Source organism: Serratia sp. CY43202 (assembly GCF_052168755.1).
Taxonomy (GTDB): domain Bacteria; phylum Pseudomonadota; class Gammaproteobacteria; order Enterobacterales; family Enterobacteriaceae; genus Serratia; species Serratia bockelmannii.
Genome location: NZ_JBJNMB010000002.1, coordinates 742,212 through 755,915 on the forward strand (window position 1 = coordinate 742,212; position 13,704 = coordinate 755,915).

Here is a 13,704-nt window from a genome sequence, read left to right on the forward strand (position 1 = left end):
TGAGTCAGGAGGCTCACAGTAGAGAATTTAAAAAAATTGTAAAATACGGAAAAATACTTTCTTATACAAAAAACGAGTGATTTTAATACGTTGATTTTTATGTATATTGAACCCATCCCTTCAGTGTCGATTTCCCAAAAACAGTCAATATATGAAAAAAACAGAACAGTACGATGAGCCATTGCCGATGCTGCCGAACGATCCGCCGCTGCGCGCCGTGCGGGCGTTCGAAGCCATCGCGCGCCTGGGTGGCATCAGCGCGGCGGCTAACGAGCTGATGATTTCGCCTTCGGCGGTCAGTCATCAACTCAAAACGCTGGAGGCATTTTTGCAGATGCCGTTGACCGAACGGCAGGGGCGTAACCTGGTGCTGCGCAGCGAGGGGCGGGAGTATTACCGTTCGATTCGCTCGGCGTTCAACGTGCTGCGCCAGGCGACCGAACACGTGCGCGAGCAGTCCGCATCGCGGCAGGTCACCATCAGCCTGATCCCGCTGTTCGGCATGGGCTGGTTCATTCCGCGGCTGCGTGGCTTTTTGCGCGAAAATCCGGATATCGACATCAATGTGGTTTACGCCAACCACCGCAATTACCTGAGCGACGCCGCCGATCTGTCGATTCGCTTCGGGGTTGGGCAGTGGACCGGCTATCGCAGCGAAAAGCTGATGTCTGGCCAAATGGTGCCGGTGTGCAGCCGGGCATTCAGTAAACTGCACGGTTTGCTGGATACGCCGGATCAGCTGGCGACGCTGCCGCTGCTGCACGACGAGGAGCGCAATACCTGGATGCAATGGTTTCAGCAGGCCGGCGTTAAACGCCCGCTGCGCAGCATCGGGCCGATGTTTGAAGACGGATTGTTGACACTGGCGGCGGTGCAGGCGGGGCTAGGGTGCGCGTTGATGCGTGAACCGTTAATCGCCCAGTACCTTGAGAGCGGTGAGTTGATCAAAATGTTCGATCTGCCGATCGACGACGGCCGCGATTATTACCTGTGCGCTCGACTGGATAGCGAGCTGTCGCAGGAAGGCGAAAATCTGCGGCAATGGCTGCGGCGTGAGGCGGCGGCTCAGAACGTCGGGGCATAATCTACAACCAACGCGTCTTTCAGCACCTGGCGGCTTGCAGTAGAGTGCGGGTTCCTGTGTCGCGATAAGGTATGACGATGCTGTTCGATTTAAACCAGCAGGCGGCCGAACTGCCCGAGGCCTGGCGTTCTGCCGTGCTGGGCCGCGTCGGTGCGGCCAATATCAAAGTGCTGCGCATGGACGCGCGCAGCATTGCGGATGAAGTGCATGATTACAGCGAAGGATTGCTGGTGATCAGCGGCCACCTGCGGCTGCAGGTGGCGGGGGAAGTGGTGGTGGTGCGCGCCGGCCAGCTGTATCAGGCCGCGGCCGGCGTGCCGCATCGCGTGTTGCCGGGCAGCGAAGGCACGCTGGTGATTGTCGATCTGCCGGAGGATTAAGCGGCGCCCAGGACCGCCAGCGCCACCTTTACCGCTGCCAATAGCCGCTCTTCAGTGACGCCGTCACGTGCCTGAATCGACAGGCCGTGCAGGAAGACGGCGAAATAGTCACCCAGGCTGTCGGCGTCGGTATCGGCCGGCAATTCGCCGGTTTGCACCGCCTGCCGCAGCCGTTCGATGATCTGCTGCGTACGCTGCAACCGATGCTCTGCCAGCCAGGTTTTGAGCCCATCGTTTTCCGCACTGACGCTGGCGGCGGCGGAGACCACCATGCAGCCCTGCGGCAGATCTGGCCGGCTGTAGAGGCGCACGGCATCTTCCAGCATACGTTGGATCGCCGGGCGAATGCCGCTTTCCTGCGCGAAGGCGCGATCGGCGAAGCCGCCTTCCTCGGTTTCGTAACTGGCGATTGCCTCGCGGAACAGCTGCTCTTTGGAGCCGAACGCCTTGTAGATGCGCGCGGAAGCAATGCCCAATTCCGCCACCAGATCCGACATCGAGGTGCCTTCGTAACCTTGCCGCCAAAATAAGTTTCGCGCCTTCAAGAGCGCCTGTTCGCGGTCGAACTCACGCGGTCTGCCAGCCATTCTCTGCTCCAATTTACCTGCCATTCAGCGACATAGGATCGCTTAAATCGGCGGGAATACCAATGTCTTTATAAATTTCGCTTGCGGTCATCGCGCCTTGCCTCTATTGTTTGTCAATTGACAACTAATAGGAGTTTACGATGAAAACCCTCAAAGGTCCAAGCCTACATCTCGCGCAGTTCAGCGATGAGACAGCGCCGTTCAACAGCCTGCCGGCCATCGCCGAGTGGGCGGCGCAAACCGGTTTTACCGCCTTGCAGATCCCGGCCTGGGATCGGCGTTTATTCGACGTGGCCACTGCCGCGGAAAGCCAAACATACTGCGACGATCTGACCGGGATGTTGGCGGAGCAGGGGTTGGTGGTCAGTGAATTGACCAGTCATATCTTCGGCCAGTTGATGGCGGTACACCCGGCTTACGATGCGCTGTTTGACAGCTTCGCGCCGCCGGCGCTGCAGAGCAATCCGCAGGCGCGCGGCGAGTGGGCGCGGCAGCAAATGCTGCTGGCGGTGAAGGCGTCGGCGCGGCTCGGGCTCAGCGAGCTGGGCACCTTTTCCGGTTCGCTGGCCTGGCCCTATCTGTTCCCGTTCCCACAGCGCCCGGAAGGATTGATCGACACCGCGTTCGACGAACTCGCCAAACGCTGGCTGCCGGTGCTTAACGCCTGCGACGAGCAGGGCATCAACCTGTGTTATGAAATTCACCCGAGTGAGGATCTGCACGACGGCGTGACGTTCGAGATGTTTCTTGAGCGCGTCGGCCATCATCCGCGCTGCCGGGTGCTGTTCGATCCGAGCCATATGGTGCTGCAGCAGCTCAACTATCTGGAGTTTATCGATATCTATAAAGAGGTTATCGGCATGTTCCACGTCAAGGACGCCGAGTTTAATCCGACCGGTCGCCAGGGCATTTACGGCGGCTATCAATCCTGGGTCGATCGCGCCGGCCGCTTCCGCTCGCTGGGCGACGGCCAGGTTGATTTCAACGGCATCTTTTCGCGCCTGACGCAGTACGGCTATTCGGGCTGGGCGGCATTGGAGTGGGAATGTTGCCTGAAAAACCCGCAGGACGGCGCGCGCGAAGGCGCAGCCTTCATTCGCGATCGCATTATCCGCGTCACCGACAAAGTGTTCGATGACTTCGCCGGTGCGCCGGTCAGCCCGCAGCAGATCAACGCCTTGCTCGGCATTCGCTGAGCCCAACTTTTCAGGGAGTCACCCCATGCAATATCGACAGAACGAGGTCCCGTTGGCGGATCTCGCGGCGGAACACGTCTATCTCCAGGTCAACGGCCGGCGCCTTCACTGCGTGGTGGCCGGTGAAGGGCGGCCGGTGCTGCTGATCCCCGGCTGGCCGCAAACCTGGTACACCTGGCGCCATGTGATGCAAGCGCTGGCGGCGGCCGGTTTTCAGGCGATCGCCGTCGATCCGCCGGGCATCGGCGATTCTGACAAGCCCGCTGGCGGCTACGACACCGGCAGCGTCGGTGCGGCGCTGCACACAATGATGGCGCAACTGGGCCATGAACGTTACCAACTGGTTGGCCACGACATCGGCATGTGGATCGGTTACGCCATGGCGAGCGATTTCCCGCAGGCGGTGGAGCGTCTGGTGCTGACGGAGGCCGTGATCCCCGGGCTGGCGCCGCCGCCGCCGATTTTCGTTGCGCCGGAGGAGAACATCTTCCTGTGGCATTTCATGTTCAACCAGCTGGCGGATTTGCCGGAGACCCTGACCCAGGGGCGCGAACGGGAGTATCTTGGCTATATCTTCAACCGCTGGTCCTATCGGCGCGATCGGGTGGCGGCGCAGGTGTATATCGCCGCCTATTCGGCACCGGGCGGCCTGCGCGCCGGATTCGACTATTACCGGGCGATCCCGGAGACCGTGCGGCAGAACCGGCTGCGCGCCGCTACGCCCTTGACGATGCCGGTGTTGACGGTGGGAGCGGAGCACGCCACCGGCGACGCGCCGCTGACGACGCTACAGGGCAATGCGCACGATCTGCGGGGCGAAACCGTCGCCGGCTGCGGCCATTTCATCACCGAGGAGTGTCATGAGGAATTTATTGCACTGATTACGTCATTCCTGGCGGGAGAGCCGTATGCCGCTTGATGAACGCATCGCCGCCTTTTTGACGGCATCGGCCGACGTGCCACCGCCCGCTTCGCTGGCGGCAATGCGCGCGGCCACGGAAACCGGTTTACGCCAGCTGCAGGGCGAGGCGGAACCGAGCGGCGGCGTCAGGGACCATACGGTGGTCGCCGCCGATGGACACCGGATTGCACTGCGCGCCTATCTACCGGCGGGGGAAAACGGCACGACCGCGCAGCCGGCGATGCTGTTCGCCCACGGCGGCGGCTGGTGCCTCGGCTCACTGGCGTTGTACGATCGGCCCTGTCAGGCGTTGGCTAACGCCACCGGCCGGGTGATCCTGTCGGTTGACTATCGTCTGGCGCCGGAATACCCGTTTCCACAGCCGCTGGAAGATGTCTATCAGGCGCTCTGCTGGGTGGCGCAACGGGCGTCGCAGTTGGGGATCGACGCGCAGCGCCTGGCGGTGGGCGGCGACAGCGCCGGGGGTAATCTGGCGGCGGCGGTCGCGCTGTTGGCGCGGGATCGCGGCGGCCCGCACATCGAGCGCCAGCTGCTGCTGTACCCGGCGCTCAGCCGCGAGATGGCGACGACGAGCTATCGCGAGTTTGCCGAGGGGCACTTTCTGACGCGCGACGCGATGGGGTTTTGTTGGCAGCAGTATCTGGGCCAGCGGCGTGATCCCGGCGCGGAACCGTTGTATGCCGCCACGCTGCGCGGGTTACCGCCGGCCACCATCCTGAGCTGCGAATACGATCCGCTGCGCGATGAGGCCGAGCAGTATGCGCAGCGGCTACGCGAGGCGGGCGTGCCGGTGCGCTGCGAACGGTTGCCGGGCATGGTGCATGCCTGTATTCACATGCTGGGGCTGACCCCGGCGGCGCGGCAGCTGTTCGAACTGGCCGGTGAGTAAAAAAAAAGCCCCGCATTGCGGGGCTTCTGGCTATTCATCCGCCGGGCGATTATCGGCCGGCGACGGTGACAAAGCGCGTTTCCAGGTAGGATTCGATCGCTTCGCTGCCGCCTTCGGTGCCGTGGCCGGAGTCTTTCACGCCGCCAAACGGCGTTTCCGGCAGGCCGAAACCGATGTGGTTGATGCTCAGCATGCCGCTCTCCACGTCACGCCCCAGCGCATTGACGGTGGCGATGTTGCGGCTGTAAGCGTAGGCGGCCAGCCCGTACGGCAGGCGGTTGGCTTCGGCGATCGCCTCGTCATAGGTAGCGAACGGGCGCAGCAGGGCGACCGGGCCAAACGGCTCTTCCGACATGGCGCGCGCGCTCAGCGGCACGTCGCGCAGCACCGTCGGCTCGAAGAAGTTGCCTTTGCCCGCCACGCGCTTGCCGCCGGTGCTGGCCTTGGCTCCGTGGGCGATAGCGTCCTGCACCAACGCCTCGATATTGTCGACGCTGCGGCCCAGCACCATCGGCCCCATTGTCACGCCGTCTTCCAGCCCGTTGCCAAGCTTGAGCTCACGCACCGCGGCGGTGAATTTCTCCACGAAGGCCTCATAAACGCCTTGCTGGATCAGGAAGCGGGTCGGGGCGATACAGACCTGGCCGGCGTTGCGGAACTTGGACTGCGCCAGCTCTTTGGCCGCCGCGTCGAGATCGGCATCGTCGAAGATCAGCACCGGCGCGTGGCCGCCCAGCTCCATGGTGGCCTTTTTCATATGCTGGCCGGCTAGCGCCGCCAAATGCTTGCCCACGCGAGTGGAGCCGGTGAAGGAGATCTTGCGAATGGTCGGATGGGGGATCAGATATTCCGAAATGTCCGCCGGGGTGCCGTACACCAGCGCGATCACCCCGGCCGGGATCCCGGCGTCGGCGAAGGCTTTGATCAGCTCAGCCGGCGAGGCCGGCGTTTCTTCCGGGCCTTTGACGATGATGGAACACCCCGCCGCCAGCGCGGCGGACAGCTTGCGCACGATCTGGTTGATCGGGAAGTTCCACGGCGTGAAGGCGGCCACCGGGCCGACCGGCAGCTTGAGGGTTTGCTGCTGCACGTCGCGGGCGCGGGACGGAATGATCTGCCCGTAGGTGCGGGTGGCTTCGCCGGCGAACCAGTCGATGACGTCGGCGGCGTTGAGAATTTCGACTTTGGCCTGCGCCACCGGTTTGCCCTGTTCCTGCGTCATGACGGCGGCGATGGCGTTAGCGCGTTCGCGCAGCAGCGCCGCCGCTTTGCGCATCAGGTTGGCGCGCTGGTGCGCGGCGGTGTCGCGCCAGACGTTAAATCCGCGCTCGGTGGCGGCCAGCGCCAGATCGAGATCCTCTGTGGCGGCGTGCGCCACTTGACCGATTATCTCGTCGGTGGCGGGGTTGGTGACCGGCAGGGTTTTTCCGGCCAGTGCGCTGCGCCATTGTCCATCGATATACAGTTGAGTATCCGGATACATTGTTGCCTCTTGTTTGCGGAGTGTCAGGGGCCGATGAGCTTCGCGATGCGGCGCGCCTGAAAGGGACAGGGACCTTAACCCTACGCCGAATGGCGGCGATCGTCCAGGCGAGGGGCACGAAAACGCCAGGGCGGCTACTCAACCGGCGATGTTTTGGCTATGCTGAGCAGATTGTCAGCACGGACGAGGAGGTCGGGTGCAAGGGGTACCACAACAGTTTCCGTTCGAGAAGGATTGCGCGCAGTTCCGGCATTTGTCGCATCTGCCGGGCGTCGAACTTTATCAGGCGCATATCGAACGCTATGCCTTCGAGCCGCATACCCACGACGCCTTCGCTATCGGCACCGTAGACACCGGGGCGGAGCGTTTCCGCTATCGCGGCGCGCAGCATCTGGCGGCGCCGGGCGCGCTGGTGCTGATGAACCCCGACGAGCTGCATACCGGCGAAGCCGAAACGCCGGGCGGCTGGTGTTACCGCATGCTCTATCTGGCGCCCGAGGCGCTGGAGCAGCTGTCCGGCGATAGGAGCCAGTGGTTCACCGATGCGGTGCGCCACGATCCGCGGGCGGCGCAGCGCCTGTCCGCCATTCTCGCCACGCTGTGGCAAACCGACGATCCGCTCACGCTGGACGGCCTGCTGTTGGAGGCGGTCGAGCTGTTGCACCCGCACATTCGCACCGGGCAGCGGGAAAAAGCCGAGGCGGCGCACCGTTTTGAGGTGGTGAAAAGCTACCTGCACGACAACTTCGCCGAGGCGGTGACCCTCAATCAGCTGGCCGAGCTGGTGTCGCTCAGCCCGTACCATTTTCTGCGCAAGTTCAAGGCCGAATACCACGTTTCGCCGCAGCAGATGCTGATGGCGATCCGGCTGTCGCAGGCCAAACGCATGCTGGAGCGCGGCATGCCCGCCGCACAGGTGGCGGCGGCGGCGGGGCTGACCGATCAGGCGCACCTGACGCGCGCCTTCGCCAATCGTTACGGCGTCACGCCAGTGCGTTTCCAGAAACAGGTGAAATTGGGCTAAAACAGCAACCTGCTACAATAATTCCTCCCCGCGTTTTCGTTACTCTGCCGCTGTCTTGTCGGGCGGGTTGGCCGCGCCGGCCGTTTGTCGGAGTCGTTATGTTCATTGGCGTTGTGTTTGCCCTGGCCGCCGGGCTGATGTGGGGACTGATTTTCGTCGGCCCGCTGCTGGTGCCGGATTATCCCGCCGCGCTGCAGTCCACCGGGCGCTATCTGGCCTTCGGGCTGATCACCTTGCCGCTGGCGTGGTTCGATCGCCGCCGCCTGCGCAAGCTGCGGCGCCAGGATTGGCTGGAAGCGCTCAAACTGACGGCCATCGGCAATCTGCTGTACTACCTGTGCCTGGCCAGCGCCATTCAGCGTACCGGCGCACCGGTATCGACCATGATCATCGGCACCTTGCCGGTGGTGATCGCCATCTGCGCCAATCTGTTTTACGGCAGGCACGACGGGCGGCTGGCCTGGAGCAAGCTGGCGCCGGCGCTGCTGCTGATCGTCTGCGGGTTAGCGTGCGTAAACATCGCCGAACTGCGCAGCAATGCGGTGCCGATCGACGGCTGGCGCTATCTCAGCGGCCTTGGGCTGGCGGTGTTGGCGGTGGCGTGCTGGACCTGGTTCCCGCTGCGCAATTCGCGTTGGCTGCGGGAGAACCCGACGCAGCGGCCGGCCACCTGGGCCACGGCGCAGGGGCTGGTGACGCTGCCGCTGGCGCTGCTGGGCTATCTGGCGGTCTGCGGCCAATTGGCGCTGAGCGAACCGGCGTTTGCCTTGCCGTTCGGCCCGCGCCCCGAGGTATTTATCCCACTGATGCTGGTTATCGGCGTGTTCTGCTCCTGGCTGGGGGCGCTGTGCTGGAACGAAGCCAGCCAGCGGCTGCCGACGGTGTTGGTGGGGCCGCTTATCGTGTTCGAAATTCTGGCGGGGTTGGCCTATACCTTTCTGCTGCGCCAGGCCTGGCCGCCGCTGCTGACATTGGCCGGCATCGTTTGCCTGATCGTCGGCGTGGTGTACGCCATGCGTATCAAGCCGCAGCCGGTGGTGGTGGCGTTGGAGGACAAGCCGAGGTGACGCCCGCCGCGAAGGCGGGCGCGAGGGTTAACGCTTGCTGTGGTGAATGATCTCTTCGGCCACGTTGCGCGGCGCTTCGGCGTAGTGGCTAAATTCCATGGTGTAGGTGGCGCGGCCCTGCGACATCGAACGCAGGGTGGTCGAGTAACCGAACATCTCGGACAGCGGCACCTTGGCGCGAATTTCCTTGCCGCCGCCGCCCGGGATCTCTTCCATACCCTGTACCAGACCGCGGCGTGAGGAGAGGTCGCCCATCACGTTGCCGGCATAATCCTCCGGCGTTTCCACTTCTACCGACATGATCGGCTCAAGGATCACCGGATCCGCCAGGCGGCAGGCTTCTTTGAAGCCGAAGATCGCCGCCATGCGGAACGCCTGTTCCGACGAGTCGACATCATGGTAAGAACCGAAGGTCAGGTGCACCTTGACGTCCACCACCTGATAACCGGCCAGCACCCCGTTGTTCAGCGCCTCGAGCACGCCTTTTTTCACCGCCGGGATAAATTCGCCCGGAATGACGCCACCCTTGATCTCATCGAAGAATTCGAAGCCTTTGCCGGGTTCGTTGGGTTCGACGGTCAGTACCACGTGGCCGTATTGCCCTTTACCGCCGGACTGGCGCACGAACTTGCCTTCCACGTCGGTTACCCGTTTGCGGATGGTTTCGCGGTACGACACCTGCGGCTTGCCGGTGGTAGTCTCCACCCCGAACTCGCGGCGCATGCGATCGACGATGATCTCCAGGTGCAGCTCGCCCATGCCGTAGATAATGGTCTGGCCGGATTCTTCATCGGTGCGCACGCGGAACGACGGATCTTCCGAAGAGAGACGCTGCAGCGCGATGCCCATTTTCTCCTGGTCGCCCTTGGTCTTTGGCTCGATCGCCTGGGCGATCACCGGCTCGGGGAAGGTCATGCGTTCCAGCGTGATGATGGCGCCAGGGTCGCACAGCGTATCGCCGGTGGTGACGTCCTTCAGGCCAACGCAGGCGGCGATATCACCGGCGTGCAGTTCGTCGATGTCCTTACGATCGTTGGCGTGCATCTGCACGATGCGGCCGATGCGTTCCTTTTTACCCTTGATCGGGTTGTAAACGCTGCTGCCTTTGGCCAGCACCCCGGAGTAGACGCGCACGAAAGTCAGCTGGCCGACGAACGGGTCGGTCATCAGCTTGAACGCCAGCGCCGAGAATTTTTCATTATCGTCGGCTTTGCGGGTGATGATTTCATCGTGTTCACCGTGGCCCTCCATCGGCGGCACGTCGAGCGGCGAGGGCATCAGTTCAATTACCGCATCCAGCATGCGCTGCACCCCTTTGTTGCGGAACGCAGAGCCGCACAGCATCGGCTGGATTTCGCCGGCGACGGTGCGCACCCGCAGCCCGTGAACGATCTCCTCTTCGCTCAGCGGCACCTGGTTGAGGTATTTCTCCATCAGTTCTTCCGACGCTTCGGCGGCGGCCTCAATCATGTTTTCACGCCACTCCTGTGCCGAGTCGCGCAGCTCTGCCGGGATCTCTTCGAAGCTGAAGTTCATGCCCTGCGAGGCCTCGTCCCACAGAATGGCTTTCATCCGCACCAGATCCACCACGCCGCTGAAGTGATCTTCGGCGCCGATAGGGATAACGATAGGCACCGGGTTGGCTTTCAGGCGCTCGATCATCATTTTGCGCACGCGGAAAAAATCCGCGCCGATGCGGTCCATCTTGTTGACGAACGCCAGCCGCGGCACTTTGTACTTGTTGGCCTGGCGCCAGACGGTTTCCGACTGCGGCTGCACGCCGCCCACCGAGTCATAGACCATCACGGCGCCGTCCAGCACGCGCATCGAACGCTCCACTTCAATGGTGAAATCGACGTGCCCGGGGGTGTCGATGATATTGATGCGGTGCTGCGGATAATTATGCTGCATGCCGTTCCAGAAGCAGGTGGTGGCCGCCGAGGTGATGGTGATGCCGCGCTCCTGTTCCTGCGCCATCCAGTCCATGGTCGCCGCGCCGTCATGCACTTCACCCAGCTTGTGGCTGACCCCGGTGTAAAACAGAATCCGCTCGGTGGTGGTGGTCTTGCCGGCATCGATATGCGCGGAGATGCCGATATTGCGGTAACGTTCGATAGGGGTGGTGCGAGCCATAATTAACCTTTCTTAGCCGCATGAAGGAGAGCGGCTTAAACAGCATGGATAATGATGATAATCCTCATAGGGTTATCCGCCGGATTGCAGAGCCTCGCTCTGGTCACAAACTAATCGTAGTTGAAGGCGTTAGTTTTTTTAAGCGATGGCTGTGATAGATGAAAGTTTGCGCGCATAACGGCTCGGGTAGAGGAAAGGGCGATAATGATCATACGGCAGCTACCTTTGTCGCGGAAATACAAAATCCATCGCGTGTATTCAGGCTAAAAAAGTCAAATATATAAATTAAATTTACGATATCAAGTAAATATCATTTAAGTGAATAATAAAGAAAGTGACGACGTGGGTGGACATCAATTTTTCATAGGTATTAGTGATGGCCGAACGCTCATTTTTGATAAAAATAAAAAACCAGTTGGCTCACGCGATTGATAGTATTTAACCCATCTTTTAATTCCCATGTTGAATTGATCAACTTCCTAGCCGCCTTGCTCCACAAGGCCTGAAAGAGGAGTTGCAGGAAAAATCTTATAAATCATAGTGATGATCTTTTGTTGTTAAGTGTGTTTGATGTAATTTTTTGTTACAAATTTTTGTTTTTACTCGCTTAACTAATGTTTCTACACTCCCTGCTCATCGGTGTTTATCTGAATTTCTTCATTTCAGAAAATCTCCCGAAAATATCGTGTCATATCGCTAGTGAATGGAATGCGCTTGCTTTTTACTCCGGAAGTTTAATTCACGTCGGATAACGTGGCTCGGGGTGTTGTTATGGCAATATTAGCCTTTCTTATTTGTTTTTCACTGGTATTGACCGTATCTATTAATTCATAGAACAGGGACAGCCATGTCTAATTCCTACCAGTCCGAGATCCCCAAGGCTCGCGTCAATATCAAACTCGATCTGCACACCGGTGGCGCTCAAAAGAAGGTTGAATTGCCCCTTAAACTGATGGTCGTGGGGGATTACAGCAACGGTGCCGAACAGCGTACGGTGTCCGAGCGTGCCAAGATCAACGTTAACAAAAACAATTTTGACAGTGTGTTGGCAGAATTCGCTCCTGCCGTAAACCTCGCCGTTGAAAACACGCTGGCTGGCGACGGCAGTGAAGAAAACGTCAGCCTGACTTTCCGTGAAATGAACGATTTCACGCCGGAACAGGTCGCCCGACAAATTCCCCAGCTTAAAGCCATGCTCTCCATGCGTAATTTGCTTCGTGATTTAAAGGCCAATCTGTTGGATAACCAGGCTTTCCGCAAGGAGCTGGAAAAAATTCTTCTGGATCCGGCGCTAAGCGCAGAACTGCGCAGCGAACTGTCAGCCCTGGCGCCGAAACGGCCTTAACCATCAAAAAGTGATAACGGATTACCGAGGAATGCTCATGTCTGTACAAAATGAAAATACGGCGGGTGGCGAAAGCGTCATCCTGGAACGCCCTTCAGCGGATGGGGTTTACGTATCCCTGTTTGAAAAAATCAATCTGAACCCAGTGTCTGAACTCAGTGCGTTGGAGATCTGGCAGGATACGCAGGCGATGTCGGATGCGACGGCTGATGAGCGTTTAACGGCCGGGATGCAGGTGTTTCTGGAGTGCTTGACGAAATCAGGTTCGAAAATTGAAAAGCTGGATAAGACCCTGATTGACCACCATATCGCCGAATTGGACCACCAGATTAGCCGCCAACTGGATGCCGTCATGCATCATGAGGATTTCCAGGCAGTAGAGAGCCTGTGGTGCGGGTTGAAGTCGTTGGTGGATAAAACCGATTTCCGCCAGAACGTCAAAATCGAATTGCTGGATCTGTCGAAAGACGACCTGCGTCAGGATTTTGAAGACGCGCCGGAAATTATTCAGAGCGGGTTATACCAGCATACGTACACGGCCGAGTACGACACCCCAGGAGGAGAGCCGATTGCCGCGCTGATCTCCGCCTATGAGTTCGATGCGTCTGCGCAGGACGTTGCCCTGTTGCGCAATATTTCGAAAGTGTCTGCGGCGGCGCATATGCCGTTTATCGGCTCTGCCGGCCCGAAATTCTTCCTCAAGGCGTCGATGGAGGAGGTGGCGGCCATCAAAGATATCGGCAACTACTTTGACCGTGCCGAGTACATCAAGTGGAAGTCCTTCCGTGAGACGGATGATGCCCGTTATATCGGTCTGGTGATGCCGCGTGTGCTGGGCCGTCTGCCGTATGGCCCGGACACCGTGCCGGTTCGTAGCTTCAATTACGTCGAAGAGGTGAAAGGCCCGGAGCACGATAAATACCTTTGGAGCAACGCCTCATTTGCATTTGCGGCCAACATGGTACGCAGCTTCATCAACAACGGTTGGTGCGTGCAGATCCGTGGCCCGCAGGCCGGTGGAGCGGTTCAGGACCTGCCCATTCATCTGTACGATCTCGGTACCGGCAATCAGGTAAAAATCCCGTCGGAGGTGATGATCCCCGAAACCCGCGAATTTGAGTTCGCTAATCTGGGGTTCATTCCGCTTAGCTACTACAAGAACCGCGATTATGCCTGCTTCTTCAGCGCTAACTCCACACAGAAGCCGGCACTGTACGAGACTGCCGATGCGACAGCCAACAGCCGTATTAACTCTCGCCTGCCGTACATCTTCCTGCTGTCGCGCATTGCGCACTACCTGAAGCTCATTCAGCGTGAAAACATCGGCACCACCAAGGATCGCCGTCTGCTGGAGCTGGAACTGAACACCTGGGTTCGTAGCCTGGTCACTGAAATGACCGATCCGGGCGACGAGCTGCAGGCCTCTCACCCGCTGCGTGACGCGAAAGTGGTGGTAGAAGATATCGAAGACAATCCGGGCTTCTTCCGCGTGAAGCTGTATGCGGTTCCACATTTCCAGGTGGAAGGTATGGACGTCAATCTGTCGTTGGTTTCCCAGATGCCGAAAGCGAAATCGTAACGTAAAGCAGGAAGC

Annotated in this window: 12 protein-coding genes; 9 read left to right on the forward strand and 3 right to left on the reverse strand. The window is 59.9% G+C overall.

Annotated elements, in window-relative coordinates:
* The first annotated feature begins 151 nt into the window (after window positions 1-151).
* Together ACJ8J5_RS05350 and ACJ8J5_RS05355 are read left to right on the forward strand one after the other, a co-directional pair.
* Window positions 152-1,084, forward strand: a complete 933-nt coding sequence (locus ACJ8J5_RS05350; protein WP_049207516.1) for a LysR substrate-binding domain-containing protein — start codon at window positions 152-154, stop codon at window positions 1,082-1,084.
* A gap of 77 nt (window positions 1,085-1,161) precedes the next feature.
* The gene (locus ACJ8J5_RS05355; protein WP_043143548.1) at window positions 1,162-1,464 is read left to right on the forward strand and encodes a cupin domain-containing protein; all 303 of its coding nucleotides are present in this window, start codon (window positions 1,162-1,164) and stop codon (window positions 1,462-1,464) included.
* On the opposite strand, the gene ACJ8J5_RS05360 is transcribed toward ACJ8J5_RS05355, so the two are convergent.
* Window positions 1,461-2,051, reverse strand: coding sequence for a TetR/AcrR family transcriptional regulator (locus tag ACJ8J5_RS05360; RefSeq protein WP_025302929.1), 591 nt, complete (start codon window positions 2,049-2,051; stop codon window positions 1,461-1,463). The genes ACJ8J5_RS05355 and ACJ8J5_RS05360 overlap by 4 nt on opposite strands.
* A 140-nt stretch (window positions 2,052-2,191) precedes the next feature.
* On the opposite strand from ACJ8J5_RS05360, the gene ACJ8J5_RS05365 reads away from it, so the two are divergent.
* The 3 genes from ACJ8J5_RS05365 to ACJ8J5_RS05375 are packed head-to-tail and all read left to right on the forward strand — an operon-like array spanning window position 2,192 to window position 5,058.
* A complete protein-coding gene (locus ACJ8J5_RS05365; RefSeq protein WP_414104468.1) occupies window positions 2,192-3,247 on the forward strand; it encodes a sugar phosphate isomerase/epimerase family protein in 1,056 nt (351 codons plus the stop codon).
* A gap of 25 nt (window positions 3,248-3,272) precedes the next feature.
* On the forward strand, window positions 3,273-4,166 hold the full coding sequence (locus ACJ8J5_RS05370) for an alpha/beta fold hydrolase (RefSeq protein WP_197810842.1): 894 nt from the start codon (window positions 3,273-3,275) through the stop codon (window positions 4,164-4,166).
* Window positions 4,156-5,058 (forward strand): alpha/beta hydrolase, encoded by a 903-nt coding sequence (locus ACJ8J5_RS05375; RefSeq protein WP_148123471.1) that lies wholly within the window; start codon window positions 4,156-4,158, stop codon window positions 5,056-5,058. The genes ACJ8J5_RS05370 and ACJ8J5_RS05375 overlap by 11 nt, the downstream gene beginning before the upstream one ends.
* Before the next feature lie 49 nt (window positions 5,059-5,107).
* On the opposite strand, the gene ACJ8J5_RS05380 is transcribed toward ACJ8J5_RS05375, so the two are convergent.
* A complete protein-coding gene (locus ACJ8J5_RS05380) occupies window positions 5,108-6,541 on the reverse strand; it encodes an NAD-dependent succinate-semialdehyde dehydrogenase (RefSeq protein WP_414104469.1) in 1,434 nt (477 codons plus the stop codon).
* 196 nt (window positions 6,542-6,737) lie between these two features.
* Between ACJ8J5_RS05380 and ACJ8J5_RS05385 the strand changes: the two genes are divergently transcribed.
* Window positions 6,738-7,565: an AraC family transcriptional regulator gene (locus ACJ8J5_RS05385; RefSeq protein WP_060387784.1), complete on the forward strand. Its 828-nt coding sequence runs from the start codon at window positions 6,738-6,740 to the stop codon at window positions 7,563-7,565.
* A 98-nt stretch (window positions 7,566-7,663) separates the two neighbouring features.
* A complete protein-coding gene (locus ACJ8J5_RS05390) occupies window positions 7,664-8,632 on the forward strand; it encodes a DMT family transporter (protein WP_060433125.1) in 969 nt (322 codons plus the stop codon).
* Window positions 8,633-8,659: 27 nt separating this feature from the next.
* Here ACJ8J5_RS05390 and fusA read toward each other — a convergent pair whose 3' ends face one another.
* The gene (fusA, locus tag ACJ8J5_RS05395) at window positions 8,660-10,765 is read right to left on the reverse strand and encodes an elongation factor G (RefSeq protein WP_087762777.1); all 2,106 of its coding nucleotides are present in this window, start codon (window positions 10,763-10,765) and stop codon (window positions 8,660-8,662) included.
* Between the two features lie 847 nt (window positions 10,766-11,612).
* Here fusA and tssB point away from each other — a divergent pair.
* Window positions 11,613-12,110, forward strand: coding sequence for a type VI secretion system contractile sheath small subunit (tssB, locus tag ACJ8J5_RS05400; protein WP_060447722.1), 498 nt, complete (start codon window positions 11,613-11,615; stop codon window positions 12,108-12,110).
* A gap of 31 nt (window positions 12,111-12,141) precedes the next feature.
* On the forward strand, window positions 12,142-13,689 hold the full coding sequence (gene tssC / locus ACJ8J5_RS05405) for a type VI secretion system contractile sheath large subunit (protein ID WP_060447721.1): 1,548 nt from the start codon (window positions 12,142-12,144) through the stop codon (window positions 13,687-13,689).
* The last annotated feature ends 15 nt before the right edge of the window (window positions 13,690-13,704 follow it).

Bases quoted from the DNA above. Each gene is read 5' to 3' on its own strand.
- ACJ8J5_RS05360 (WP_025302929.1), bottom strand. From the start codon at position 2,051: ATGGCTGGCAGACCGCGTGAGTTCGACCGCGAACAGGCGCTCTTGAAG.
- fusA (WP_087762777.1), bottom strand. From the start codon at position 10,765: ATGGCTCGCACCACCCCTATCGAACGTTACCGCAATATCGGCATCTCC.
- ACJ8J5_RS05355 (WP_043143548.1), top strand. From the start codon at position 1,162: ATGCTGTTCGATTTAAACCAGCAGGCGGCCGAACTGCCCGAGGCCTGG.
- tssB (WP_060447722.1), top strand. From the start codon at position 11,613: ATGTCTAATTCCTACCAGTCCGAGATCCCCAAGGCTCGCGTCAATATC.
- ACJ8J5_RS05380 (WP_414104469.1), bottom strand. From the start codon at position 6,541: ATGTATCCGGATACTCAACTGTATATCGATGGACAATGGCGCAGCGCA.
- ACJ8J5_RS05370 (WP_197810842.1), top strand. From the start codon at position 3,273: ATGCAATATCGACAGAACGAGGTCCCGTTGGCGGATCTCGCGGCGGAA.
- tssC (WP_060447721.1), top strand. From the start codon at position 12,142: ATGCTCATGTCTGTACAAAATGAAAATACGGCGGGTGGCGAAAGCGTC.
- ACJ8J5_RS05350 (WP_049207516.1), top strand. From the start codon at position 152: ATGAAAAAAACAGAACAGTACGATGAGCCATTGCCGATGCTGCCGAAC.
- ACJ8J5_RS05390 (WP_060433125.1), top strand. From the start codon at position 7,664: ATGTTCATTGGCGTTGTGTTTGCCCTGGCCGCCGGGCTGATGTGGGGA.
- ACJ8J5_RS05365 (WP_414104468.1), top strand. From the start codon at position 2,192: ATGAAAACCCTCAAAGGTCCAAGCCTACATCTCGCGCAGTTCAGCGAT.
- ACJ8J5_RS05375 (WP_148123471.1), top strand. From the start codon at position 4,156: ATGCCGCTTGATGAACGCATCGCCGCCTTTTTGACGGCATCGGCCGAC.